23 protein-coding genes and 7 tRNA genes are annotated in these 24,450 nt (G+C 71.8%); 12 read left to right on the top strand and 18 right to left on the bottom strand.

Annotated features, from left to right (window positions below; genetic code table 11):
• Nucleotides 1-174 precede the first annotated feature (174 nt).
• From ACH5AF_RS24700 to pgsA, 3 genes are read right to left on the bottom strand one after another with little or no spacing between them, the layout of a single operon-like run.
• The gene (locus tag ACH5AF_RS24700) at nt 175-1,338 is read right to left on the bottom strand and encodes a glycosyltransferase family 4 protein (RefSeq protein ID WP_398904282.1); all 1,164 of its coding nucleotides are present in this window, start codon (nt 1,336-1,338) and stop codon (nt 175-177) included.
• Nucleotides 1,335-2,237 (bottom strand): phosphatidylinositol mannoside acyltransferase, encoded by a 903-nt coding sequence (locus tag ACH5AF_RS24695; RefSeq protein WP_398904480.1) that lies wholly within the window; start codon nt 2,235-2,237, stop codon nt 1,335-1,337. The genes ACH5AF_RS24700 and ACH5AF_RS24695 overlap by 4 nt, the downstream gene beginning before the upstream one ends.
• Nucleotides 2,237-2,932: a phosphatidylinositol phosphate synthase gene (gene pgsA, locus ACH5AF_RS24690; RefSeq protein WP_398904280.1), complete on the bottom strand. Its 696-nt coding sequence runs from the start codon at nt 2,930-2,932 to the stop codon at nt 2,237-2,239. Before pgsA ends, ACH5AF_RS24695 begins: the two co-directional genes overlap by 1 nt.
• A gap of 265 nt (nt 2,933-3,197) precedes the next feature.
• Here pgsA and ACH5AF_RS24685 point away from each other — a divergent pair, with 265 nt between their 5' ends.
• Nucleotides 3,198-5,405, top strand: coding sequence for an elongation factor G-like protein EF-G2 (locus ACH5AF_RS24685; protein WP_398904278.1), 2,208 nt, complete (start codon nt 3,198-3,200; stop codon nt 5,403-5,405).
• Between the two features lie 157 nt (nt 5,406-5,562).
• The gene (locus tag ACH5AF_RS24680) at nt 5,563-7,227 is read left to right on the top strand and encodes a hypothetical protein (protein ID WP_398904277.1); all 1,665 of its coding nucleotides are present in this window, start codon (nt 5,563-5,565) and stop codon (nt 7,225-7,227) included.
• A 47-nt stretch (nt 7,228-7,274) separates the two neighbouring features.
• Here ACH5AF_RS24680 and ACH5AF_RS24675 read toward each other — a convergent pair whose 3' ends face one another.
• The 4 genes from ACH5AF_RS24675 to ACH5AF_RS24660 form a co-directional block, all read right to left on the bottom strand.
• On the bottom strand, nt 7,275-7,832 hold the full coding sequence (locus ACH5AF_RS24675) for an HIT family protein (protein WP_398904275.1): 558 nt from the start codon (nt 7,830-7,832) through the stop codon (nt 7,275-7,277).
• A gap of 72 nt (nt 7,833-7,904) precedes the next feature.
• Nucleotides 7,905-9,881, bottom strand: a complete 1,977-nt coding sequence (thrS, locus tag ACH5AF_RS24670; protein WP_398904273.1) for a threonine--tRNA ligase — start codon at nt 9,879-9,881, stop codon at nt 7,905-7,907.
• 105 nt (nt 9,882-9,986) lie between these two features.
• Nucleotides 9,987-11,234, bottom strand: coding sequence for a hypothetical protein (locus ACH5AF_RS24665; RefSeq protein ID WP_398904271.1), 1,248 nt, complete (start codon nt 11,232-11,234; stop codon nt 9,987-9,989).
• Complete coding sequence (locus tag ACH5AF_RS24660) at nt 11,234-11,824, bottom strand: DUF4365 domain-containing protein (RefSeq protein ID WP_398904269.1); 591 nt, start codon at nt 11,822-11,824, stop codon at nt 11,234-11,236. Before ACH5AF_RS24660 ends, ACH5AF_RS24665 begins: the two co-directional genes overlap by 1 nt.
• A 121-nt stretch (nt 11,825-11,945) precedes the next feature.
• Here ACH5AF_RS24660 and ACH5AF_RS24655 point away from each other — a divergent pair, with 121 nt between their 5' ends.
• Nucleotides 11,946-12,671, top strand: coding sequence for a 3'-5' exonuclease (locus tag ACH5AF_RS24655; RefSeq protein WP_398904267.1), 726 nt, complete (start codon nt 11,946-11,948; stop codon nt 12,669-12,671).
• A 61-nt stretch (nt 12,672-12,732) separates the two neighbouring features.
• Here ACH5AF_RS24655 and ACH5AF_RS24650 read toward each other — a convergent pair.
• Together ACH5AF_RS24650 and ACH5AF_RS24645 are read right to left on the bottom strand one after the other, a co-directional pair.
• Nucleotides 12,733-12,804 (bottom strand) — tRNA-Val (locus ACH5AF_RS24650).
• 39 nt (nt 12,805-12,843) lie between these two features.
• Nucleotides 12,844-13,290, bottom strand: a complete 447-nt coding sequence (locus ACH5AF_RS24645) for an SRPBCC family protein (RefSeq protein ID WP_398904265.1) — start codon at nt 13,288-13,290, stop codon at nt 12,844-12,846.
• 103 nt (nt 13,291-13,393) lie between these two features.
• Between ACH5AF_RS24645 and ACH5AF_RS24640 the strand changes: the two genes are divergently transcribed.
• A complete protein-coding gene (locus ACH5AF_RS24640; RefSeq protein WP_398904263.1) occupies nt 13,394-15,916 on the top strand; it encodes an SCO7613 C-terminal domain-containing membrane protein in 2,523 nt (840 codons plus the stop codon).
• 47 nt (nt 15,917-15,963) lie between these two features.
• Here ACH5AF_RS24640 and ACH5AF_RS24635 read toward each other — a convergent pair.
• A tRNA-Val gene (locus tag ACH5AF_RS24635) sits at nt 15,964-16,035 on the bottom strand.
• 54 nt (nt 16,036-16,089) lie between these two features.
• Nucleotides 16,090-16,578: a TIGR02611 family protein gene (locus ACH5AF_RS24630; RefSeq protein ID WP_398904261.1), complete on the bottom strand. Its 489-nt coding sequence runs from the start codon at nt 16,576-16,578 to the stop codon at nt 16,090-16,092.
• 190 nt (nt 16,579-16,768) lie between these two features.
• Between ACH5AF_RS24630 and ACH5AF_RS24625 the strand changes: the two genes are divergently transcribed.
• Nucleotides 16,769-17,182 carry an SsgA family sporulation/cell division regulator gene (locus ACH5AF_RS24625; RefSeq protein ID WP_003959770.1) on the top strand — a complete coding sequence of 138 codons (414 nt, stop codon included), beginning with the start codon at nt 16,769-16,771 and terminating at the stop codon, nt 17,180-17,182.
• A 193-nt stretch (nt 17,183-17,375) separates the two neighbouring features.
• Nucleotides 17,376-17,936, top strand: a complete 561-nt coding sequence (locus tag ACH5AF_RS24620) for a CGNR zinc finger domain-containing protein (protein ID WP_398904260.1) — start codon at nt 17,376-17,378, stop codon at nt 17,934-17,936.
• Nucleotides 17,937-17,952: 16 nt separating this feature from the next.
• On the opposite strand, the gene ACH5AF_RS24615 is transcribed toward ACH5AF_RS24620, so the two are convergent.
• Both ACH5AF_RS24615 and ACH5AF_RS24610 read right to left on the bottom strand, forming a co-directional pair.
• Nucleotides 17,953-18,120 (bottom strand): hypothetical protein, encoded by a 168-nt coding sequence (locus ACH5AF_RS24615; protein ID WP_398904492.1) that lies wholly within the window; start codon nt 18,118-18,120, stop codon nt 17,953-17,955.
• Between the two features lie 114 nt (nt 18,121-18,234).
• Nucleotides 18,235-18,672 (bottom strand): hypothetical protein, encoded by a 438-nt coding sequence (locus tag ACH5AF_RS24610; protein WP_398904258.1) that lies wholly within the window; start codon nt 18,670-18,672, stop codon nt 18,235-18,237.
• Nucleotides 18,673-18,838: 166 nt separating this feature from the next.
• Between ACH5AF_RS24610 and ACH5AF_RS24605 the strand changes: the two genes are divergently transcribed.
• Nucleotides 18,839-19,363 (top strand): DsbA family protein, encoded by a 525-nt coding sequence (locus ACH5AF_RS24605; RefSeq protein ID WP_398904256.1) that lies wholly within the window; start codon nt 18,839-18,841, stop codon nt 19,361-19,363.
• A gap of 20 nt (nt 19,364-19,383) precedes the next feature.
• Here the strand turns inward: ACH5AF_RS24605 and ACH5AF_RS24600 are convergent, their stop codons facing one another.
• The 3 genes from ACH5AF_RS24600 to ACH5AF_RS24590 are packed head-to-tail and all read right to left on the bottom strand — an operon-like array spanning nt 19,384 to nt 22,166.
• Nucleotides 19,384-20,223: a GNAT family N-acetyltransferase gene (locus tag ACH5AF_RS24600; RefSeq protein ID WP_398904254.1), complete on the bottom strand. Its 840-nt coding sequence runs from the start codon at nt 20,221-20,223 to the stop codon at nt 19,384-19,386.
• A 57-nt stretch (nt 20,224-20,280) separates the two neighbouring features.
• Nucleotides 20,281-21,111 (bottom strand): aminotransferase class IV, encoded by an 831-nt coding sequence (locus ACH5AF_RS24595; protein ID WP_398904252.1) that lies wholly within the window; start codon nt 21,109-21,111, stop codon nt 20,281-20,283.
• Entirely contained in the window at nt 21,108-22,166 is a 1,059-nt protein-coding gene (locus ACH5AF_RS24590; RefSeq protein ID WP_398904250.1) for a chorismate-binding protein, read from the bottom strand. Before ACH5AF_RS24590 ends, ACH5AF_RS24595 begins: the two co-directional genes overlap by 4 nt.
• Nucleotides 22,167-22,355: 189 nt before the next feature.
• On the opposite strand from ACH5AF_RS24590, the gene ACH5AF_RS24585 reads away from it, so the two are divergent.
• The 5 genes from ACH5AF_RS24585 (at nt 22,356) to ACH5AF_RS24565 (ending at nt 22,837) form a co-directional block, all read left to right on the top strand.
• A tRNA-Gly gene (locus ACH5AF_RS24585) sits at nt 22,356-22,428 on the top strand.
• A 36-nt stretch (nt 22,429-22,464) separates the two neighbouring features.
• Nucleotides 22,465-22,538 (top strand) — tRNA-Cys (locus ACH5AF_RS24580).
• A gap of 1 nt (nt 22,539) precedes the next feature.
• A tRNA-Val gene (locus ACH5AF_RS24575) sits at nt 22,540-22,611 on the top strand.
• Nucleotides 22,612-22,630: 19 nt separating this feature from the next.
• A tRNA-Val gene (locus ACH5AF_RS24570) sits at nt 22,631-22,702 on the top strand.
• 60 nt (nt 22,703-22,762) lie between these two features.
• Nucleotides 22,763-22,837: transfer RNA gene (locus ACH5AF_RS24565), tRNA-Val, on the top strand.
• A gap of 163 nt (nt 22,838-23,000) precedes the next feature.
• Here ACH5AF_RS24565 and ACH5AF_RS24560 read toward each other — a convergent pair.
• Together ACH5AF_RS24560 and ACH5AF_RS24555 are read right to left on the bottom strand one after the other, a co-directional pair.
• The gene (locus ACH5AF_RS24560) at nt 23,001-23,291 is read right to left on the bottom strand and encodes a zf-TFIIB domain-containing protein (protein ID WP_398904249.1); all 291 of its coding nucleotides are present in this window, start codon (nt 23,289-23,291) and stop codon (nt 23,001-23,003) included.
• Between the two features lie 67 nt (nt 23,292-23,358).
• Nucleotides 23,359-24,369: a phosphotransferase enzyme family protein gene (locus ACH5AF_RS24555; RefSeq protein ID WP_398904247.1), complete on the bottom strand. Its 1,011-nt coding sequence runs from the start codon at nt 24,367-24,369 to the stop codon at nt 23,359-23,361.
• Nucleotides 24,370-24,450 lie beyond the last annotated feature (81 nt).

Genomic DNA, 24,450 nt, shown 5'->3' with positions numbered 1-24,450 from the left:
GCGACGACGATCCAGATCACGGTGGTCACGGGCGGCAAGGCTACCGGGCCGTCCGCCGGGCACCGGGCACGGTGTTGTGCCGGGGCTGACGCCGGTGCCGGACCCGGGCCGAGGAGAAGAGCCCCGGCCCCCAGCTTTCCTCGGCGGCGTCAGTCCCGGCCCGCCTCGGCGGGGTCAGTCGCGCGCCGCCAGGCCGAATCGGGCGCGCAGGCCGGGGCGGTCGTCAGTCGCCACCGAAGCCGCGCCGTCCGTCACCGTCTCGTACACGGCCAGGATGTCCGCGCCGACCGTCGACCAGTCGAAACGCCGCACATGCGCGCTGCCCCGCTCGTGCAGCTCGCGGCGCCGGTCCGGGTCGCCGAGCAGGCGGATCGCCGCCGCCGCCAGCGCGTCCGCGTCCTCGTTCGCGAACAGCTCCCCCGCCGCGCCCTTGTCCAGCACCTGCGCGAACGCGTCCAGGTCCGAGGCCAGCACCGGCGCACCCGCCGACATCGCCTCGACCAGGATGATGCCGAAGCTCTCGCCGCCCGTGTTGGGCGCCACGTACACGTCCACGCTGCGCAGCAGCCGCGCCTTGTCCTCGTCGCTGACCATGCCGAGGAACTCGACCCTGGTACGCATCTCCTCGGGGAGTGAGGCGACGGCCTCCTCCTCGTCGCCGCGCCCCGCGACCAGCAGCCGCGCGTCCGGGCAGGCCTCGAAGATCGTGGGGAGCGCCTTCATCAGCACCGGCAGGCCCTTGCGGGGCTCGTCGATGCGGCCGATGAACCCGATCGTGCCGTTCTGCCACTCCGCCTTCGGCTCGGCCTTGTCGAAGAAGCCGACATCCACGCCGTTGGGGATGACGACCGCGTCACCGCCGAGGTGCTCGACCAGCGTGCGGCGGGCGTACTCGCTGACGGCGATCCGGGCGCTGATCTTCTCCAGCGCGGGCTGGAGGATCGGGTACGCCGCGATCATGGCACGGGAGCGCGGGTTCGACGTGTGGAACGTGGCGACGATCGGTCCCTGCGCGGCCCAGCAGGAGAGCAGTCCCAGGGACGGCGACGCCGGCTCGTGGATGTGGATGACGTCGAAGGTGCCGTCGTGGAGCCAGCGCCGTACCCGGGCCGCCGACAGGAAGCCGAAGTTGAGCCGGGCGACCGAGCCGTTGTACGGCACGGGCACGGCGCGGCCCGCGGAGACCACGTACGGCGGCAGCGGCGTCTCGTCGTCCGCCGGAGCGAGGACGGAGACGTCGTGCCCGAGCCGGATCAGATGCTCGGCCAGGTCCCTGATGTGGAACTGCACCCCGCCGGGCACATCCCAGGAGTACGGACAGACGATGCCGATCCTCACGCGTGGTCCTTCCGGGCTTCGAGGTCCGAGAGCCACAGGCGCTGCAGCATGTGCCAGTCCTCCGGATGCTCGGCGATGCCTCTGGCGAAGACGTCCGCCAGGGCCTGCGTCATGGAGGACGTCTTCTCGGCGCGCGTGCCTGACTCCGGCACCTCGACCGGCTCATGGATCCGGCCCTTCATCACGGGCGTCTCGTCGTACCAGAGAGTGACCGGGAGCAGCAGCGCCCCGGTCTGCTGGGCGAGGAGCGCGGGCCCCGCGGGCATCCTGGTGGTCTCGCCGAAGAAGGACACCTCGACGCCGGAGGCCGACAGATCACGGTCCGCCACCAGGCAGACGAGGCCCCCGTCCCGCAGCCGCCGGGCCAGCGTGCCGAAGGCCGACCCGCCCGTGTGGGGCAGCACCTCCATGCCGAGGCTTTCGCGGTAGGCGACGAACCGGTCGTACAGCGACTCCGGCTTGAGGCGTTCGGCGACCGTGGTGAACGGGATGCCGAGCGCCCGGGTGACCCAGATCCCGGCCACGTCCCAGTTGGCCAGGTGCGGCAGGGCCAGGACGACGCCCCGGCCGGCGGCGAGAGCTTCGGTGAGGAGGTGGATGCCCTTGGGGTCGAAGCTGTGCTGCGCCCGCTCATGGGTCCAGCTCGGCAGCCGGAAGGATTCCATCCAGTAGCGCATGTACGAGCGCATGCCCGCCTTGGAGAGTTCGGCCAGGCGCTCGGGGCCCGCGTCGGGCACCACGCGTGCGAGGTTGGACTCCAGCCGCAGCACGCCCTTGCCGCGCCGCTTCCAGGCGGCGTCGGCGATGGTGCGGCCCAGAGCGGCGGCCGCCGGCTCTGGCAGCCTCCTGACGGCTCCCCAGCCCAGTCCGTACAGGGCGTCGGTCAGACGGTCGCGCATCACGATGCCCCGGCCTCCCGCTGCCCGGGCTCCGACGGCGCGGTCTCGCCCGGCAGGCCCGTCGCGGCTTCCGCCTCGGCGGACTCCCGCCTGACGGTGACGACCCGCTGCCCCAGCGTCACCAGGCTGCCGATGGCGACGATCCACAGGGCGATCGGCAGCAGGATGTCGATGCCGGACACACCGAAGCCGTGAAGACCGGCGAGGCCGGCGGCCACCAGGGAGATGACGAGCCGCTCGGCGCGCTCGACGAGTCCGTTGACGGCGACGGGCAGTCCGATCGATTCTCCTCGGGCCTTGGTGTACGACACGACCTGACCGCTCGCGAGGCAGAAGATCGCGACGGCGCAGAGCACGTTGTTGTCGCCCTTGCCCGCGTACCAGAGCGCGAAGCCGCCGAAGATCGCGCCGTCGGCGACCCGGTCGAGCGTCGAGTCGAGGAACGCGCCCCAGCGGCTGGAGATCCCCGCCTGCCGGGCCATGTTGCCGTCGACGAGGTCGGAGAAGACGAACAGTGTGATGACGATCGTGCCCCAGAAGAACTCGCCCCTGGGGAAGAAGACCAGCGCTCCCGCCATGACTCCGGCCGTGCCGATGAGGGTGACGGCGTCGGGGCTCACCCCGCGGCGGAGCAGAAATGCGGCGAACGGTGTGAGAACACGCGTGAAGAATGCACGCGCGTACTTGTTCAGCATGGCCTTCCCGAGGGTTCGGTGGGCCGCGTGGCCCCTACGGCCACCGGCTGGCCCATCGTAGCCACGACCGTCGCGGCGTACCGTCGGGACCCGGACAGGTGCTGCGGCGTCCGACGTATGGACGCACCATGACGACAGTGGAAAGCTCGAAAGACCACCGCGGGCATCGCCGGAGCTGCCCCGGACGACGATTCGGGACACCGTCCCGGCTTCCCGCGCCCGCGGACAACCCTCCTCGCCGCGCAATCGATCGGGAGGCACGATCATGGGCGACAAGTCGCATGCACACCCCGGGGCCGCCGGCAGAGCAGTAACGGCCGGCCACCCCGCATCCATACGGAATGTGGTGCTGGTCGGCCACAGCGGGTCGGGCAAGACGACGCTGGCCGAGGCACTGGCACTGACCGCGGGGGCGGTCAACCGGGCCGGCCGGGTCGAGGACGGCGCCACGGTCTCGGACCACGACGAGATCGAGCACCGCCAGCAACGTTCCGTACAGCTGTCCCTCGTTCCCCTCGAATGGGGCGGGTACAAGATCAATCTTCTCGACACACCCGGATACGCCGACTTCGTCGGGGAGCTGAGGGCCGGTCTGCGAGCAGCGGACGCGGCCCTCTTCGTCGTCTCGGCCGCACAGGAGGCCGACGCCGTGGCGGGCGCCACCCGCGCGGTGTGGGAGGAGTGCGCGGCGGTCGGCATGCCGCGCGCCATCGTCGTGACGCATCTGGAGACCGCGCGCACCGGCTTCGAGGAGCTGACCGCTGTCTGCGGGCGGATCTTCGGCGGCGACGACCCCGATGCCGTGCTGCCGCTGTACCTGCCGCAGTACGGGACGCCGCAGCCCGACGGCCACGCACCGGTCACCGGCCTCGTCGGACTGCTGACGCAGAGGGTCTTCGACTACTCGGCGGGCGAACGGAAGGAGCTGCCACCCGACGCCTCGCAGACCTCTCTGATCGATGAGGCCCGCAACCGGCTCATCGAGGGCATCATCGCGGAGAGCGAGGACGAGACCCTGATGGACCGCTACCTCGGCGGTGCGGAGATCGACCTCAAGACCCTCGTCGACGACCTGGAGAAGGCCGTCGCACGCGGCACCTTCCACCCGGTCCTCGCCGCCGCCCCGGCGGCCGACGGCGCCCGGCACGGGCTCGGCACTGTCGAGCTCCTGGACCTGATCACCGGCGGCTTCCCGACCCCGCTCGAGACGGACCCGCCCGACGTCACGACCCCCGAAGGCTCCCCGCGGCCGGCCATCAGCTGCGACCCGGCTGGCCCGCTCGTCGCCGAGGTGGTCAAGACCGCCTCGGACCCGTACGTCGGCCGTGTCTCCCTGGTCCGCGTCTTCTCCGGGACCCTGCGGCCCGACGAGATCGTGCACGTGTCCGGTCACGGCCTCGCCGACCGGGGGCACGAGGACCACGACGTCGACGAACGCATCGGCGCCCTGTCCGCCCCCTTCGGCAAACAGCAGCGACCACTTCCCCATGCCATCGCCGGGGACCTGGCCTGCGTCGCGAAGCTGTCGCGCGCCGAGACCGGCGACACTCTGTCCGCCAAGGACGACCCGCTGCTGATGGCGCCCTGGACGATGCCCGACCCGCTGCTGCCGCTCGCCATCCAGGCGCACAGCAAGGCGGACGAGGACAAGCTGTCCCAGGGGCTGACCCGGCTCGCCGCCGAGGACCCGACGATGCGGCTCGAACAGAACCAGGACACCCACCAGGTGGTGCTGTGGTGCATGGGCGAGGCGCACGCCGACGTCGCCCTGGAACGGCTCCGCACCCGCTACGGGGTCCAGGTCGACGTCGTGCCCCACAGGGTGCAGCTGCGCGAGACGTTCGCCGCGGGCTCCGCGGGGCGTGGCCGCCATGTGAAGCAGTCCGGCGGGCACGGGCAGTACGCGATCTGCGAGATCGACGTCGAGCCGCTGCCTCCGGGCTCCGGGCTCGAGTTCGTCGACAAGGTCGTCGGCGGAGCGGTGCCACGCCAGTTCATCCCGTCCGTGGAGAAGGGTGTGCGCGCCCAGGCCGCGCGCGGTGTCGCCGCGGGCTATCCGCTCGTCGACGTACGGGTCATCCTGCGGGACGGCAAGGCGCACTCGGTGGACTCCTCCGACGCGGCCTTCCAGACCGCGGGCGCCCTCGCCCTGCGCGAGGCGGCTGCCGGGGCGCGGATCAACCTGCTGGAGCCGGTGGCCGAGCTCCAGGTGCTCGTCCCTGACGAGTACGTGGGCCCGGTGATGAGCGACCTGTCGGGCCGGCGCGGCCGGGTGGTCGGCACCGAACAGGCCGGCGGGGGCCGCACGCTGGTGCGGGCGGAGGTGCCGGAGATCGAGATCGGGCGCTACGCGGTCGATCTGCGCTCCATCTCGCACGGCACGGGCCGGTTCGGCCGCACCTACGCACGGCACGAGCCGATGCCGCAGCAGGTCGCCGACCGGATGCGCGAAAAGGCGGCGGAGAAGGTCTGAGCTGCCGGGGGCCGTCCGCCGGCGCACATCGCCGGCGGGCGGCCTTGCGATGTCCCCTGCCGCGGCGGCCCGACCCCGGATACGCTGAGGCGTCCAGGTCACCAGGTGTGCGGGGCACGGTAGTTGGGAACAGGCCGCAGTGCGGACGCTTGCGGCGATGGGGGCGGTAGTGACAGACGGATTCGATTTCACACCCGGGGCCCAGGTCCCGCTCATGGGGTCGGCCGGGCAGACCGCGGCAACCCATGCGCTCGCCTCGGCGGCGTACCGCGACAGTCCGGTCGCCGACATCCTCAAGGCCAACAGCGAGTGGCACAAGTCCAAGGTGACGCCGGGCAAGTTCTCCCTCTTCGAACCGAACCTCGGCGAGGCGTTCTCCCGCGCCGTCCAGGTGCGGATGCTCGGCGGCGCCCGCAACGCGCTGATCCAGTCCTTCGGCACCGAGCCCCAGGCCGTGGTGGAGCACTGCCTGGCCGCCACCCGCATCCGCAAGGAACGGGACGCCAGGCTCACCGCCGTCATGGCCCTGTGCGGACTGCTCTTCCTCCCCGGACTCCTGCTGTGGCTGGGCGTGTTCCAGCTGCGCCGCACCCTCGCCGGTGCCGCGAACAGGCGCGCCGGAGCCCTCGGCACGCTCCTGCTCGTCGGCATCGGCGCCCTCGCCGTGATCCTGTTGCTGCGGCTGCCGTTCAGCGGGTTCTGGGGCTACTACATCCGCGGCATGATCGTCGCCCCCGTCGTCGGCTGGGTGCTCGCCAAGAGGATCTGCGAGGCCACCGCGAAGGACATGCGCGCGCGCTGGGACAATCTCCTCTCCGGAGGCGGCATCGGCGCCAAGATCCCCGAGGCCGTGCCGGGCAACCCCAACGAGACCGCCCGCGAGCAGCTGCGCCAGGGACTGCAGAAGCTCACCGCCGAACAGCACTCCAACGTCGTCTTCTACGCGGGCCCCAAGGGAATACTGGGCATGGGCACCCGCTGGGGCAGCTGGCAGATGGCCGAGGAGCTCGTCTCCGGTGAACCGGGCAAGGAGATCAACCAGTTCCGCAGCTGGGACGTCATAAGGGCCATCCACGACAAGCTCAAACTGCTGGAGCGCGGCCCGCTGAACTCCGGCGGCTTCCCGACCCCGTCCGTCAAACACTGGATCGTCTCCCCGGTCGGCGAGAACGCAGAGGCGGTCGCCAGGCCCGACGGTCAGGACGTGGAGACCTTCCAGGTCAAGGGGCACGAGATACAGCGCATCTGCAACCACCAGCAGTTCGGCGGCGGCAACCGGCACTATCTCGGCGTCCAGTTCACCCTTTGGGACGGCCAGTTGGTCATCACCATGATGATCACGGTGACCGTGCTCCACGAGACCCTGCGTGTGGAGGTCACCGGGCATGCGCTCGGCCCGGTGCACTCCCTGTTCACCACCAAGCCCGAGCCCAAGACCGTCACCGTCAGCAAGACCGTCAGATTCTGGGAGACCGTCGACCGGGTGCTGCCGCTCGTGGACGCACCGGAGGTCGTACGCCTCGCGGTGCGCGCCCCCTTCACCTGGTACCCGCCGCTGCTCGACTTCCTCGGCGGCAAGCTGGTGCTGCCGGAGCCGTTCGGACTGCGGCACGCCTGGGCGGAGAAGCCCTGGCGGCACCGGTTCATGGCGGACGACGCGATGCGCGCCGCCACGCCGGTGCTGCGCGTGGCCCACGCCGCCGCGATGAAGGTCCTCGCCGACAACGGCGTCAGCATCGAGAAGTTCGACAACCGCTCGATGGTCGTCAGCGGATTCGTCCAGGACCCGACTCCGCGCAACGCCGACCTCTACGACGCGTGAGGCGCCGGGTAAGGGCGTGAAGGCCGTGCCTCGTGGGGGCGTGAGGCTCAGACGGGCCAGGCGTCCGCGAGCATCGCGCGGGTGTCGGCCAGCAGCTGCGGCAGCACCTTTGTCGCGCCGATGACGGGCATGAAGTTGGTGTCGCCGCCCCAGCGGGGCACGACGTGCTGGTGCAGATGGGCGGCGATACCGGCGCCCGCGGCGCTGCCCTGATTGAGACCGATGTTGAACCCGTGCGCGCCGGAGGCGGCGCGCAGGGCGGTCATGGCCTGCTTCGTCAGCCGCGCGAGCTCGACGGTCTCGGCCTCGTCCAGCTCGGTGTAGTCGGCCACGTGACGGTAGGGGACGACCATCAGGTGGCCGCCGTTGTAGGGGTACAGGTTGAGCACGGCGTAGACGCTCTCGCCGCGGGCGATGATCAGGCCGTCCTCGTCGGACTTCGCCGGGATCGAGCAGAACGGGCAGCCGTCGTCGGCCCCCGGGCCGGTCGGCTTGTTCTCGCCCTGGATGTACGCCATGCGGTGAGGCGTCCACAGGCGCTGGAACGAGTCAGGCGTGCCGACTCCGATCTGCTGCTCCGGCTCAGTCGTCATGCCAGCCAGCATATTCGCCGCCGGAAGCGCCATGCCGCGAGGGGCGGCCCCTCGCGGGACCACCCCTCGCCACCTCCTTCGAGGTCAGACCTGGACCCGGCGCTCCACCACGTCCACGAGCTTGGCCAGCGCCTCGTCGCGCGGGATGCCGTTCTCCTGGGAGCCGTCGCGGTAGCGGAAGGAGACCGTGCCGGCGTTCATGTCGTCGTCACCGACGATGATCATGAACGGGACCTTCTGCTTCTGCTGGTTGCGGATCTTCTTCTGCATCCGGTCCGAAGACGCGTCGACCTCGACCCGAAGCCCCTTCCTCCTCGCATCGGCGGCGAACTGCTGGAGGTACTCGACGTGCGCGTCGCCGATCGGGATGCCGACGGCCTGCACCGGGGCCAGCCAGGGCGGCATCGCGCCCGCGTAGTGCTCCAGCAGCACCGCGAAGAAGCGCTCGATCGAGCCGAACAGCGCGCGGTGGATCATGACCGGCCGCTGCTTGGTCCCGTCGGGGCCGGTGTACTCCAGGTCGAAGCGCTCCGGCAGGTTGAAGTCGAGCTGTACGGTCGACATCTGCCAGGTGCGGCCGATCGCGTCCTTGGCCTGGACGGAGATCTTCGGGCCGTAGAAGGCGGCGCCGCCCGGGTCCGGGACCAGCGGCAGCCCCTGCTTCTCGGCCACCTGCCGCAGCGTCTCGGTGGCCTCCTGCCAGACCTCGTCGCTGCCCACGAACTTCTCCGGGTCCTTGGTGGACAGCTCCAGGTAGAAGTCGGTCAGACCGTAGTCGCGCAGCAGGTTGAGCACGAAGGTGAGGGTCGAGTCGAGCTCGTCCGCCATCTGCTCCTTGGTGCAGTAGATGTGCGCGTCGTCCTGGGTGAAGCCGCGCGCACGGGTCAGACCGTGCACGACGCCCGACTTCTCGTACCGGTACACGGTGCCGAACTCGAAGAGGCGCAGTGGCAGTTCACGGTACGACCGGCCGCGCGCGTCGAAGATCAGGTTGTGCATCGGGCAGTTCATGGGCTTGAGGTAGTAGTCCACGCCCTCGTCGAGCTGCATGGGCGGGTACATGCCCTCGGCGTACCAGTCGAGGTGGCCCGAGGTCTCGAAGAGCTTCCCCTTGGTGGCGTGCGGGGTGTAGACGAACTCGTAGCCCTCCTCCTCGTGCCGCTTGCGCGAGTAGTCCTCCATGACCCGGCGGATGATGCCGCCCTTGGGGTGGAAGACCGCGAGGCCGGAGCCGATCTGGTCCGGGACGGAGAAGAGGTCCAGCTCGTTGCCCAGCTTGCGGTGGTCGCGCTTCTCGGCCTCGGCGAGGAAGTCCAGGTGCGCCTTCAGTTCGTCCTTGGACGGCCAGGCTGTGCCGTAGATGCGCTGGAGCATCGGGTTCTTCTCGCTGCCGCGCCAGTAAGCGGCGGCGTTGCGCATCAGCTTGAACGCCGGGATGTTGCGGGTGGTGGGCAGGTGGGGACCGCGGCAGAGGTCCTTCCAGCACAGGTCGCCCGTCTTGGCGTCCAGATTGTCGTAGATGGTCAGCTCGCCAGCACCGACCTCCACGTCCGCGCCGTCGTCGCTGGAGGCGGCGCCCTTGATGCCGATGAGCTCCAGCTTGTACGGCTCGTCGGCGAGCTCCTCGCGGGCGGCCTCGTCGGTCACCACACGCCGCGAGAAACGCTGCCCGCGCTTCTGGATCTCCTGCATCTTCTTCTCGATGGCCTTGAGATCCTCGGGGGTGAACGGCCTCTCGACGTCGAAGTCGTAGTAGAAGCCGTCCTTGACCGGCGGTCCGATGCCGAGCTTGGCCTCGGGGAACAGCTCCTGCACGGCCTGGGCCATGACGTGCGCGGTGGAGTGGCGCAGGATGTTCAGGCCGTCCTCGGAGGAGATCTCGACGGGCTCGACCTCCTCGCCGTCCCTGATCTCGTACGCGAGGTCCTTCAGCTCTCCGGCGACGCGGGCGGCGACGACGGTGCGCTCGCCGGCGAAGAGATCGGCGGCCGTAGTGCCCGTCGTCACCACGCGCTCTTCCCGCTCGGAATCGCGTTGGATGATCACACGGACGTCTGACACCGGTCTCTCCTGACTGAAGGTGGATGCGCGGCCTGGTACAGCACGCGCACCCAGAATCGTACCGAGACGGAGGGGCCACTCGCGAAACGGTTACCGGGGCCGCCGTCAGTCCTCCTCGTCGCCCGCTTCCCCGAAGAAGTCCAGGTTCTCCTGGAGCGACTTCATCAGCCGGTCCCGCTCCGCGTCGTCGACCGGCACCGGGGTCACACCGGCGGCGCCGGTCAGCCGCCGGAAACCGCCCCGGCTCTCCAGCCTGCCCACGACCCGGATCGGCAGCCCCATCAGATGGGCCTGACCCGCCGTGCGGTACGCCTCCTCGTCCAGCGCCACCCGTACGTGCGGCACCTCGGCCCCGGCCAGCACCCGCAGCCGTACGGTCCCGGAGCCGCGCGGCCCCGAGCGGCGCAACCGCACCACGGTGCCCGTGATGCGCACCGGGACGGACGGCTCGTCCTGGAGATAGCGCGCGCCCGCCTGCCGCAGCGCGGGCAGGTCCCCGGCCGAGAACTCCACCGGCTCCATCCGGGCGGCGCAGCCCTGCGGCACCCCGGCCGCCGGTGACCACGCCAGCGCGATGCGGGCCCCCTCTGAGCCGCGGACCAGCGCGATCAGGGCCTCGGTCAGTTCCCGGCTGACGCCGGCCCGGATCGCGGTGTCGAACGCCTCCATGCCGCCGGCCGCCCGCTGGTAGTCGATGGCCTCCCGCGCGGCCTGCAGCGCATGGGCCAGCCGCACGGCGACGGCCCGGCCGCTCCGCACGGGAAGGAAGGCGGTCAGCGTGCGGCCGCCGGGAGCGGGGCCGACGAGGACGCCGCCGAGGGATGCCTGTGCCTGTCTGCGGTGGCGCACGCCGTAGTACCCGGCGCGCTCCCGTACGGCGAGGGCACCGGCCAGCAGCATCTGGCGGGCCGCCGAGCGCAGCTGTTCCTGCGCGGTCCAGGAGGCCGTGCCGGACACGCCCTGGGGCACGTCGCGCCACCAGCGGATCTCGTCGCTGGGGACGGTGAGGCCGACGAGGACGTCGCGGGCGGACGGCACGGCGCTGCACGCGAGCGCGGTGAGCGCTTCGCCGAGCAGGTCCTCGTAGTCCGGGAAGGCCCGGCTCTCGGGTACGAGCAGGCTGGGGCCGCCGGCGGTGGGGCCGGGCGGGGTCCAGCGCGTGTAGCGCCCGGCGGCCCCGCCGCGGCGGCGCCAGCCGTGCCGGTCGAGGAGCGCCCCGAGGACGGCCGGGTCGATCCGGGCCGGGTCCGGCTCCGCGGGAGCACCCAAGGGGCCGGGCGGATCGGTCGTCGGATGGGGGCGGCTGCCGGGCTGGAAGGACTGGTGGAGGTGCTCGTCGAAGGGCCGGTGCATCAGGGTCTCCCTCCCGCCCCGACGCGCGCCATGATCTCGCAGAGCGCGCGGTCGTCGAAGATCCTCGTGGTCGGGATCCGCACGGTGGTCCGGCGCCTGCCCGTCACCGGGTGGCCGGCCAGATTGGTCCAGTAGCAGCAGTGCCTCAGGTCGAGCCGGTCGTGACCGGCACGCAGCCATTCGTCCTGTGTCCGGGGGACGAGCATGACGACCAGGATCTTGTGCACCGAGACCGGTGTGCGGGCGAGCTTCACCAGGTGGTCGTTGTCGAGGGTGAAGGAGAACGCGGGCCCCGGTGGGTGCGGCGGAATCTGGTAGGTGCATTTGAGCTGCACCTTGATGGTCACTTCGTCGTCCACCGTGTGGCCGGCGGAGCTGTGGCTGACGTGCCAGTCGATGCCGTTGTCCGGGAACGGCTGGGACAGTGAGCATCCGGCCGCGGCGGCGACCGCGTGCAGGTAGCCCACCTGGAGCGTCTCCATGCAGGCGGTGGTGGCGAGCGCTCCGCGCAGCGGAACGGTCCGCTGGGGCTGGGGGCACCTCCCGCTTGCGGGGGTCAGCCCTCCCGATTCGGGCTGGGCGAGCGCCATGGCAATTTCCTTCCCCGTCACCTGTGTTGTCACCGCGCGGCGTACGGCGCAAACAGCCCGGGTATCACCGATTCGGGCAGGGCACTCGCCCATCCGCCAGGCTTGCGCGAGGAGTTCGGGGATGACGCACTGGTTCGACGGCCCACTGGCCGCATTTGACACGGAGACAACCGGAGTGGACGTCGAGGCGGACCGGATCGTGTCGGCCGCGGTGGTCGTCCAGGACACTCCGGGCGGACGGCCGCGCATCACACGGTGGTTGGTGAATCCGGGGGTGCCGGTGCCGCCGGCCGCCACCGAGGTGCACGGCCTGACGGACGATCACCTCCAGCGCAACGGCCGATGGCCGGCGCCGGTGATGGAGGAGATAGCGAGGTCGCTGGCCGAGCAGTGCGCGGCCTCCCGCCCACTGGTGGTGATGAACGCGCCGTTCGATCTGACGATCCTGGACCGGGAGTTGCGCCGCCACCGGGCCTCGTCTCTGGCGCGCTATCTGGCGAACGTGCCGCTGTGCGTACTGGATCCACGGGTGCTGGACAAGCATCTGGACCGCTACCGCAAGGGCCGGCGCACGCTCACCGATCTGTGCGCGCAGTACGAGGTGACGCTGGACGGCGCGCACGACGCGGCCGCCGACGCGCTCGCGGCGATGGAGGTCGTACGGGCGGTGGGGCGACGTTTCGCGTCCCGGCTCGATCGGTTGTCCGTGGCGGAGCTGCACACCTTGCAGGCGGTGTGGCACGCGGCGCAGGCGCGCGGGTTGCAGGCGTGGTTCGCGCGCAGCGGGGCTCCGGAGCCCGTCGATCCGGCGTGGCCGCTGCGTCCGGAGATGCCCGCCGCCGCGTAGGGACAATGCCCGCACATACGTGTGAGGCCGGTCCGTCTGCTGACGGACCGGCCTCTCCCGGTGGGCGATACTGGGTTCGAACCAGTGACCTCTTCGGTGTGAACGAAGCGCTCTCCCACTGAGCTAATCGCCCGGGAACGCACTGAACCATACAGGGCGTCGCGGCCTTCCTTCAAACCGCTTCCAGGCAGGCGGCGAGACCGCGCCGCCCGCCGCGCATCATCAGGGCGTGGTTGGCCCGGAAGACCGGGCGGCACGGTACCGCCAGCCGTCTCATCAGCGGCTTGCGCACTTCCACCTCCTGCTCGAACAGGGCGCGGGTGCCGTCGCCGGACGCCCGCACGGTCCAGCGCAGCCCGCCGACGAGGTCTCCGTCGAGCGCGATCTCCAGTACGCCGGCGTCCGGCTCGCGGCGCCGGACGTGCGCGGTGACGCGGAGGCCGTACGGGAGGAAGGAGCGGAAGCGTGCGGTGCCGGACTCCTCCCCGGTCGCGGCCACTTCACGCACCTGCGGCCACCACCGCGGATACTCCTCGGCCCGCTCCAGCACCCGGTAGACGGTCTCCGGGGCGGCGGGCAGGTCCCAGACGCTGCGAAAGCGGTAGCGGCACCAGTCCATGGGAGCAGTCTGTCGCCATGGGGCATGGTTCTGGGCGTACTCAGGGCGGATCTGAGTACCCGCGCCCATGGCCGGGTCATGTGGTGCCCGCCACACTTCGGCCATGGAGAACGTCCCGACACCCGCCGACGAGCTGGCGGTCATCGACCGTGAGCTGCGTCAACTGGACGCCCGGCGCGGCCAGTTGCTGGCGCGGCGCACCTGGCTTCTGGCCGCGATGCGGCCGCCCGCCGCCTCCGCGGCACCGCCCTTCCCGCCGCCGGGCACCTGGCCGGCGGGCCAGAGGCCGCAGGCCGAGGCGTCCGCGCCGAGCGTGCAGAACGTGCTGCTGGCGCTCGGGGGCATCCTGCTGGCCGTCGCGGCGATCGCCTTCACGCTGGTCAGCTGGGGCCATATGGGCATCGGCGGCCGCGCCGCGGTGCTGGGCGCGGTGACCCTGGCGGCCCTGGCCACGCCGGTCGCCCTGCTGCGCCGCGGCCTGGTCGCGACGGCCGAGTCGGTGGGCGTGGTGGGCCTGGTACTGCTCGTCCTCGACGCGTATGCGCTGCACCGCGTGGCCGTGGCGGACACGGGCGGCCTGGCGTACACGGCCGGTGCGTCGGCCGCGCTGGCCGGCCTGTGGTCCGTCTACGGCCTGGCCCTGCCGCGGCTGCGCACTCCGCTGCCGGCGGCCGTCGTGGCGGCTCAGCTGCCGCTGCCGCTGTGGGCGCTGGCCGGCGGTGCCGCCGCGCCGTCGATGGAGTGGGCCCTGCTGCTGACCGCGGTGCTGGATGTCGTATCCGCGGTGTGGATCCGGCCGGTGGTGGTCCGCCGGTTCGCCGGGGTGGCCGCCTCGGTCACGGGCGGTCTCGCAGCGCTGACGGGGCTTTGGCAGTCGCTGGCCGCCGGTTCGCCGGCGGGTGCCGCCGAGCCGGCGCTGCTGCTGCTCACGGCGGCGGCGGTGGCCCTGTTCGCGGCGTGGCGTTCGCCGGCCGCCGCGGTGGCCGCGTCGGTGGCCGCCGGCCTGGCGGCGGTCGCGGCCGTCGGCGGTGTGATCCGTACGACGGTGCCGCAGGGCTGGGCGGCGCTGGGTTATCTCCTGTGCGCCACGGCCCTGCTCGCGGCTGTCCGTGCCTCCCTGCCGGGCCGCGTGGTGCGGGGCCTGGCCTGGGCGTCGGTCGCGGTGCAGGTGGCGGCCGCGGTGTCGGCCCTGCCGGTGGTGCTCGTGTCTCTGGCGGGACCCGTGACGCGGCTGACGGACATCTGGTCGGCGGCTCCGTCGGGGGCGCGGGAGGCACTGGACCTGGACATCCCGCTGCCCACCCTCGCGGCGACTCCGTTGGTGCTCGCGGTCCTCGCGGCTACTGCTGCCCTGGTGTCCCGCCGCCTGCCGGCTGGATCGGACGGCATCGGCATGCGGACCGTCCCGGGCCGGGCCACGCCAGGCCCCGAGCATGCGGATGCCGGTCCGCCTCCGGCGGCCGCCGGAGCCCCGGTTCCGCTCCGCACCTGGGTCGGTCCTGCGGCAGCCTGCGGTTCCCTGGTCCTGGCCTGGACCGCGCTGCTGGTCCTGCCCGTGGTCCTCGATCTGCCGTACCACTTCGCGGTGGGCTGGCAGTTGGTCCTCGCCGTGCTGCTGTCGCTGCTCGGCGCCGTACGGACCGCGCCCGGTGCCCTGCGGTACGCCCCGTTCGCGTACACAGCTGTGGCGTGCGGCCTGGCCGCCTCGGTGAGCGTCGCGCTGCTGTCGCTGGCGACGCGTCCGGCGACGTTGGCGGTGCTGGGAGCGCTGCCGGCCCTGCTGACTGCCGCGGCGTTCCGAGCGCGGGGCCCGGTGCAGCAGGTGCTCGCCAGTGCCGCGACGGTGTTCGTCACCGGGTTCGCGGGGGCAGCGGCGGCCGCAGCTGGGCTGCCGCAGCACCGTACGGCCCTCGTGCTGCTGCTCGTCCCCGCGGCGGCCGCGGCGGCGGGTGCGCGCCTCCGCCGCCACCCCGTGGCCCTGCCGGTCGAGGCCGTCTCGGCGGCCGCGGGCCTGGTCGCCGTGGCGCTCGCCGCCGGACACGCGCCGACCCTGGCCATGGTCCTCGCGCTCTGCGGCGTGATCACCGCGGGCACGGCCGTGCGCCCGGAGCGCCGCCCGTCCGCCGGGTACGTGGCCGCGGTGCTGTTCGTGCTCGCCACCTGGGTGCGCCTGTTCGCCTCCGACGTCACCTCGCCCGAGGCGTACACGCTGCCCGTCACCGTCCCCGCGCTCCTGATCGGCGCGCTGCGCCGCCGACGGGACCCGCAGGCGTCGTCGTGGACGGCGTACGGCCCCGGTCTCGCGGCGACCCTGGTGCCGAGCCTGTTCGCGGCCTGGGGCGACGAGCACTGGCTGCGGCCGCTGCTGCTGGGCCTCGCCGCGCTCGTCGTGACCCTCGCCGGAGCCCGGCTGCGGCTCCAGGCTCTGCTGGTGCTGGGTGGCACGGTACTGACCCTGGACACGCTGCACGAGCTGGCCCCGTACGTGGTTCAGGCCGTCGGTGCACTCCCCCGCTGGCTGCCCCCGGCGGCGGCGGGTCTGCTGCTGCTCGCGGTGGGCGCCACCTACGAACAGCGGCTGCGGGACGCGCGCAGGCTCAAGGAGACCCTCGGCCGGATGCACTGAACGCCGAAGGCCCTGGAGACTGATGTCTCCAGGGCCTTCGGTCGGGGTGGGCGATACTGGGTTCGAACCAGTGACCTCTTCGGTGTGAACGAAGCGCTCTCCCACTGAGCTAATCGCCCGGGCGCACCGCAAACATTACCGCATGTCAGCGGGCCCCCATGACCACTTGGCGGTCACTCGTCGATGTTCCAGGGCATCGCGAGCCCGAACTTCCAGAGGTAGATGCCGACGAGTACGGCGATGATCACCAGGCCGACAGTGGTGAGGATGATGTTCCGCCGCCGGACCTTGGGGTCGAGCGCGCGCTGGGCCGCTTCGGTGACCTTGCGCTTGGTCCAGCGCAGCACCAGTTGTGCCCAGACGAATTCGGTCGCCCAGATCGCCATGCCGCCGAAGATGACCACCCAGCCGGGCCCCGGCAGCACGAGCATCGCCACGCCCGCGCCGACGACCGCCAGGCCGACGACGAAGACGCCGACCTGCCAGCTGATGTGCAGCGTTCTCGACCTCTTGATGAAGTGCGGTGCCCGCGAGCCGAGCTCCCGGTCCTCCTTCTCCCCCTCCTGGGGCGGCTGTGCCGCACCCGCCGTCACGTCCCCCGTCGCGGGGCCGGAAACCGTCGCCGCGACGGCCTCGTCCCGCTCGTCACTCTGCGCATTCATGACGCCCAACGTACCGGATTGAACTTCGTCACCGGAATGGCCGTATAACACAACGTAATGCACGTCCGTACGAGCGACGCGAGGCATCACAAAACGGTCAGAGGGGTTTACAACGGCACCGTAGGTGGCATGTCGATTTCGCCGACGTGCGAATCCCCGAGCGCACACTGAGCGAAAGGCCCTGGCGCTTATGAACACCACGGTCAGCTGCGAGCTGCACCTGCGCCTCGTTGTATCGAGCGAGTCATCACTGCCTGTACCCGCGGGCCTGCGGTATGACACGGCCGATCCTTATGCCGTGCACGCCACCTTCCACACCGGAGCCGAGGAGACGGTCGAGTGGGTCTTCGCCCGCGACCTCCTCGCCGAGGGGCTGCACCGCCCCACCGGCACGGGCGACGTACGGGTCTGGCCGTCGCGGAGCCACGGTCAGGGCGTCGTCTGCATCGCCCTGAGCTCCCCGGAGGGCGAAGCCCTGCTCGAGGCCCCGGCGCGGGCCCTGGAGTCGTTCCTCAAGCGGACGGACGCCGCGGTGCCACCGGGCACCGAGCACCGGCATTTCGACCTCGACACCGAGCTCTCGCACATCCTGGCCGAAAGCTGAGCCAGGCGAGAAGCGGCCCGGCGCCGTCCGTCTCGGGGAGACGGCGCCGGGCGGAAAATCCCCTGCGTCCGACACCGGCGCCGCCGTCACGGAAATCCACCGTGACGACGGCGCCGCTGCGTTCTGGGCACGAACCGCTAGAGTCGGCACAAATTCGTCGGGCACCGGCCCGCGGCAGGCCAGGGAGCGAATCGTGCTGATCCCCCACGACACCCGTATCGCCCTCGATACCGTCGTCGATCTGGTGAACACCGCACCGGAGGGCGGCCAGGAGGACGGACTCGCGGACGTCGCGGCGCTCGACGAGTTCGTAAGAGGCCACGACATCAGCGACGTGGCCGAGCTGGGGGAGAAGGACCTCGAAGCGCTGCAGGACGTACGGGCCCGGTTCGCGGAGATCTTCGCCGAGCGGGACAGCCGTACCGCGGCGGAACTGATCAACCGGCTGGTCGCGGCGGCCGGGACGACCCCGCAGCTGACCGATCACGACGGCTACGACTGGCACGTGCACTACTTCGCACCGGGCGCCTCGGTGGCGGAGCACCTCGCGGCCGACTGCGGGATGGCGCTGGCGTTCATCGTCGTCGCGGGGGAACAGGAGCGGCTTCGGCGCTGCGAGGCACCGGACTGCGGGCGCGCCTTCGTCGACCTGTCACGCAACCGCTCACGGCGCTACTGCGACAGCCGGACCTGCGGGAACCGGCTGCATGTCGCGGCCTATCGGGCCCGCCGCCGGGAAGCCGCCGCCGGCTGAGGGGGCTGCGGGGGTGTCACAGCAGGAACAGGTCGTGCACCGCGCCCATCAGCAACAGGACGCCGATCACCCCGAGGAAGATCATCAAGGGTGGCTGGGAGAGCGCGAAGAGGCAGCCGCGCGGCTCCTGGGTCGGTGCGGGGGCCTGGCCCCGGGAGGTATCGAGCATCTCGGGGCCGATCATGACGCAGCGCATCGCGGGGTGATCGACCAACACACCCCGACGGCCGGGTAGTTCATCACATCCCGTGCAGCCGGGCGGTACGGCCCGGCGCCCCTCGAAGGAGCTGTCGGGAAGCTAGATGCCGTGCTTCTTCAGGATCGCCTCGATGTCGCTGAAGTCGTCGGCCGCCGTCGTCTTCGGCCGGGATCGCGGCGCGCCGGCTTCGGGTGCACTGCCGAGGGCTGGCGTGGACGCACCGGACTTCGCGGCAGCCCGCTGCGCCGCGGCGGCCGCCTTGCGCTCCCGTCGGGTGCCTCCGGAACGCCGCTCGATGACACGAGTGGTCATGAACAGCAGCCACGCGGCGCCGAGCAGGCCGAAGCCGAGCCAGGCCGTGGGGCTGAAGGCCGTGTTCACGATCCACTGCACGGCCCCGGCGAGCACCAGGCCGAGGGGAACCAGGGAGTACGCGGCGATACGGGTCGCGGCGAGGAAACGCCTGCGGTAGGCCGTGATCGCGGCGATGCCCAGGCCCGCCGCGGACAACGCGGAACAAATGGTCTCGGCAAGCATCCGGTCCTCCAGGCATCGGCGGGCATGAGGTGTTACGTCCCTTCCATCCTGCACCGTCCCCCTGATCGCGGGCCATGCCCGGGGGCGACCTCAGGGTGATCTGGGGGACGGTCTCCTCCCGAGGTCCCGGTTGGGTGCGACCGCACCAGGCTGGGAGACTGGCCCCATGAGCGACTCCACCACCGTCCGCCCGGTCGTCATCGACGTCTGGTGCGAGCTCCAGTGCCCCGACTGCCACGCCGCCCTGGAGGATCTGCGGGCCCTGCGCGCGCGCTTCGGCGACCGGCTGGACCTGCGGCTGAGGCACTTCCCCCTCGACAAGCACAAGCACGCCTTCGCTGCCGCGCAGGCCGCGGAGGAGGCGGCCGAGCAGGGCAAGGGCTGGCCGTATGTGGAGGCCGTGCTGGAGCGCACCGAGGACCTCGCGGCGAGGGGCGAGCCCGTGCTGCTGGAGGTGGCACGCGAACTGGACCTGGACTCCGAGGAGTTCGACACGGCTCTGATCGACGGCCGGCACATCCTGATCGTCGACGCGGACCAGGCCGAGGGCAAGGCGATCGGCGTGACGGGGACCCCGACGTACGTCATCGGCGGCGAGCGCCTCGACGGCGGCAAGAGCCAGGAGGGGCTGCGCGCCCGGATCGAGGAGATCGCCGACCGGTTGCTCGCGGAGCAGACGGACACACCGTAGGCCCTCCTGCGAGCGGGTCCCTAGAGGAGCTGCTTGACGAAGTTGCGGTGAGTGGTCCGGTAGCCGAGGGAGTCGTACAGGCTCAGCGCCCGCGTGTTGCCCGCGATGACGTGCAGTCCGATCAGTGTGTCGCCCGCGTCGAGGGCGATGCGCTCGGCGAGCAGCATCAGTGCGCGACCGTAGCCCCGGCCGCGGTACTCCTCGGCCACCTCGACGTCGAAGACGTACGCGCCCTGCTCCCCCGGGCGCAGCTCGCGCTGCGCGACCCAGACGTGCCCGACCACTGTCCCCCCGGCGAGCATGCATCGCAGTTCGGCGCCGGGGGTCGCCAGACCGTCCGGAAGGAGATCGCGGTGGAGCGCCTCGGAGCGGGCCAGGGCGTCGTCGCGTGGCACACCCCTGGTGATCCAGTCCTGCACGTACTGCGTGACCGCCCCGGCGCGCCACGCGTCGAACTCGGCCTCGCTCATGGGACGCCCCTGGACTCCGTCGGGCAGCGCGGGCGGTTCGGCCGGCAGCTCCTTGAGCATGTTGCGGCCGCGCTCGGTGTAGCCGAGGGCGGAGGTCAGGCGCAGCGCCGCGGCCGCCTCGATCGGGACGGAGGTGCGGACCTCGGTGCAGCCCCAGCCGCGCAGCACCTCCTCGGCGGCGAGCGCGGCGACCGTGCCGCGGCCGCGCCGGCGCTCCGCCTCGTCGATGCTCAGGGACCGTACGCAGCCGACCGACAGGTCGGCGCCCGGGGCCGTCGCGAGACGTACGGAGCCGACCGGCCGGCCGTTCACACAGACGTCGTACGCCCGAGCCGCGGCGCCGGAGTCGTCGCGCTGGATCGGCCCGGTGGGCCGCAGGGTTGTGGTCATCGGGGACTTTCTACCCGGCCCGGCAGCCCGGCACCAGGTCTTCCGACGGGCCTGCTGCTACAGGGACTTGGGGTCCTGGTCGGCCGTCGCCCGCTCCTCGAAGACGCGCATCGCCTTCGTCGTCACGGGCCCGGGGGTCTCCGCGATGTCGCGGCCGTCGATACGGACCACGGCCTGCACATCCCGCAGGGTGGACGTGAGGAAGACCTCCTCGGCCCGGTCGAGCACGTCCAGCGGCAGGTCGGTCTCCTTCGCGCCCGTCCATTCCACGGTCAGGGCACGGGTGATGCCGGCGAGGCAGCCGGAGGAGACCGGCGGCGTGTGGAGTTCGCCGTCGAGGACGACGAAGACGTTGGAGCCGGTGCCCTCGCAGAGCTGCCCGACGGTGTTGGCGAACAGCGCCTCGGAGGCGCCCTGCTCGTGCGCCCTGGCCAGGGCGACGACGTTCTCGGCGTAGGACGTGGTCTTCAGGCCCGTCAGCGCGCCGCGCTCGTTGCGCGTCCACGAGACGGTGATCACGGCGGTGGTGTCGGGCCGCCGACCCGTCTCCCCCAGGGCGACGACCAGGGTCGGGCCGGCGTCGCCGCGGTCGGAGCCGAGCGGCGAAAGCCCCCCGGTGTAGGTGATGCGCAGGCGGCCGAGCGGCATCGGGTTGGCGTCGAGCACGGCGGCGCAGGCGCGGCGCACCTCGTCGTGGTCGGGCTCGGGGAGGCCGAGGCCCTGCGCCGAGCGCGTGAGCCGCTGCAGATGGCGGGTGAGGGCGAAGGGCTGCCCGTGGACCGCCTTCACGGTCTCGAAGATGCCGTCGCCCACGGTCATGCCGTGGTCGAGGACCGACACCCGGGCGTCCTCGGCGTCCTTGAGCTCGCCGTTGACCCAGAGCTTCATCCAGCTGTCCTTCCGCTTGCCTCGTACGCACCCGACGCTACCGCGAGCAGCCGGGACGCCTTCAGTTCGGTCTCGGCCCACTCGCGGTCGGGGTCCGAGCCCCAGGTGATGCCGGCGCCGGTACCGAAGCGCAGCGCGGGACCGCCCGCCGCCCGGCGGTCGATCCAGAACGTGCGTATGCCGACGGCGAGCTCACCGGTGCCGCGGTCGGCATCGACCCAGCCGATGCCTCCGCAGTACGGGCCGCGGGGGGACGTCTCCAGCGCCTCGATGATCCTCAGTGCGCTGGACTTGGGGGCGCCGGTGACGGACCCGGGCGGGAACGTGGCCGCCAGCAGCTCGCTCCATCCCGCCGCCGCGGCGAGCTCGCCTCGCACGGTGGAGACGAGATGGACCAGGCCGGGGTGCGGCTCGACGGCGCACAGTGCGGGCACGCTCACGCTGCCGGTGGCGCAGACGCGGCCGAGGTCGTTGCGGACGAGGTCCACGATCATCACGTTCTCGGCGTGGTCCTTCTCGAGCAGGTCGGCGGCGGTCCTGCCGGTGCCCTTGATCGGTCCCGACTCGACGGTGCGGCCGGTGCGGCGCAAATACAGCTCGGGCGACGCGGTGGCGATCTCCACCCCGTGCGCGCGGAGCCGGATCGTTCCTGCGTACGGGGCCGGGTTGCCGCGGGCCAGCAGGGCGGTGAGCTCGTCGACGTCGGCACCGTCCGGGTCGGGCAGCGCCGCGGACAGGACCCGGCACAGGTTCGCCTGGTAGACGTCGCCGGCCGCGATGTGCTCGCGGATCCGCCGTACGCCCGCGATGTAGGAGGCGCGGTCCAGCGACGACGTCCACTCCTCGGCGGCCGGCCCCCGCCACCGTCCCGGCACGGGCCCGGGCACCGGCTCCCTGCGGACGTCGCCGAAGCGGGCACAGGTCAGCCGCCCCTCGAAGTCCGCGGCGACGGCCCAGAAGCCGGCGGAGTCCAGAGCCGTGGGGTCGCTGGTGACGTCCCGGAGGTCGGTGGCGACGAGGGGGCCGAAGCGGGCCAGAGGAGCGAGGTCGTGCACGTCTGCGAGTCTATGACCGGTGGGGATCGGGCGGGGAAGAGCGGCCCATCAGCCGCCGGTGCGCTGCCGGTGAGCTGCTGCGACGTGCACACACCTCAGCACGCTGCACAAACGCGTTTTTGTACTGGCCCAGGAATCCGCTAGAGTTCAACACGTCGCCGGGACGCGCAAGCGGAACGGAAACGACAGGCGGACGTGGCTCAGTTGGTAGAGCATCACCTTGCCAAGGTGAGGGTCGCGAGTTCGAATCTCGTCGTCCGCTCGAGAAAGGGGGGTCTTCCCGACCCCCCGCACTCCGGGTGGAGTGGCCGAGAGGCGAGGCAACGGCCTGCAAAGCCGTCTACACGGGTTCAAATCCCGTCTCCACCTCCATGGACGATTAGCTCAGCGGGAGAGCGCTTCCCTGACACGGAAGAGGTCACTGGTTCAATCCCAGTATCGTCCACTGGTCCGCAAGGATCCCCGCGCGATTAGCTCAGCGGGAGAGCGCTTCCCTGACACGGAAGAGGTCACTGGTTCAATCCCAGTATCGCGCACGCAGTAGGCCGCGGCGGCTCGCCGTGGTTCGCACTGTCTCGCAGCGATGCGGGTGACCCGCGCGATTAGCTCAGCGGGAGAGCGCTTCCCTGACACGGAAGAGGTCACTGGTTCAATCCCAGTATCGCGCACCAGCTGAAGCCCCCGGCCGTCTCGACGGCCGGGGGCTTCGTGGTGCATGTGCCAGCCCGGGTGTGCCCGCGCGGGCCCGGGCGTCTCGGTCGGCGCCCCGGCCCGCCCCCGGCCCACGCGGCGGGTCGTGCGGGGCGTTCAGGTCGTTCAGGTCGTGCGGGTCGTTCAGGAGGAGAAGAGCATCCGGCCGAAGCTGCGCTGGCGGTAGTGCCCGCCGTGGTGGCCACCGTGGTGCGGGGCTCCCCACGCCGGAGCCGCGGGAGCCGGAGGGGCGGGGTAGGGGGCGGTCGGGGCCGCCGGCGGCGGGGCCTGCTGCATCCACTGCGACTCCAGCCGGGTCAGTGACTCGAGCTCGCCATAGTCGAGGAATATGCCCCGGCAGCCGCTGCACTGCTCGATCTGGACCCCGTTGCGGTCGTACGTGTGCATCGCCGCATGGCACTTGGGACACTGCATCGTCTGGTCAGCCTTTCGCCGTTCGGTCGACGTCCCCGGATCCATGCCCGGTGACGGTTACTTCACCCTATGACGAAGGTTCGCACTCCAACTCGGGCGGGAGTGTGGCGATTCGGGTACAAGCGTCGATCACCGCACTTTCGACGTCGTCCGGTTGCCGGTCCTCGGCGGCGGACTTCGCCAGGGCAAGCGCGGCGGTCTGCACCGTGAGCGTGCGGGCCGGGACGTCGAGTTCGGGCCACGGGTCGGCGCCCGCTGGGACCGCGGGGCCGAGCGCCGCCGTGTAGGCGCCGAGGAACCGCTGCCAGATCTCCGGCGGCAGAATGCCGGCCGCGTACCAGGCCGCCGGGCGGGCGAGATCCCAGGCAGGGTCGCCGAGACCGAGGTCGTCGATGTCGATCAGCAGCCACGGGCCGTCGGGAGCGGGATGGCGTACGAGCTGTCCGAGATGCAGGTCGCCGTGGCAGAGCGCGCGGGGGTGGTGGTGCGGGGCGCTCGCCTCCGTCCCCCTTGCCCAGGCGGGCAGGCGCTCCCAGGCGCGCCGAACCGTGCTCGCGGCGGGGTGGCCGGCCGCGGAGTCCTCCATGCGCGCCATGGCGGCGGCGGCCTTGGCGGGGCCGCGCATGGGCGGTAGCGGGCCGGGGAGGCCGGCGGTCCCGACCCGGTGCAACCGGGCGAGCAGGACGGCGACTTCTTCCCAGGGGGCGGCGTCGGGGTCGGCGGGGTCGACGGGGACGCCGTAGGGCCAGGCGCTCACGGGACGGCCCAACACTGCCGGGGCCGTACTCGGCAGGGGCGGCAGGAGGATCCCGGCCAGGTCCGGGTGCGCGGCGACGGCGAGGCGGGTGCGATGAGCCTGCCGGTCCGCGTCGGGGGCGTGCGCCTTGGCGACGGCGGGTCCGTGGCGTACGACGGCACCGTCGGGGCGGTCGGCGAGGGTCTCGCGGCCGTCGTACGGATCTTGGCCGGAGACTCCGCCGGCGCTGTGGCCGCAGGCGGGACAGGCGTCGCCGGGCGCGGCGAGGTGGGCGGCGGTGCGCGCGACGTGGGCGAGCGTGCGGAGGAGGGGGGTGGGCACGGGAGGGAGAGTAGCCGGGGTCCTCCGCCGCCCGGCCCTGCCCTGTACGGACCCCCATCCCGTAACCGGGGCTCCGGCGCG

The organism is Streptomyces sp. NPDC018833 (genome assembly GCF_044390825.1).
GTDB lineage: Bacteria > Actinomycetota > Actinomycetes > Streptomycetales > Streptomycetaceae > Streptomyces.
This window is presented reverse-complemented; position numbering and strand designations above follow the sequence as displayed.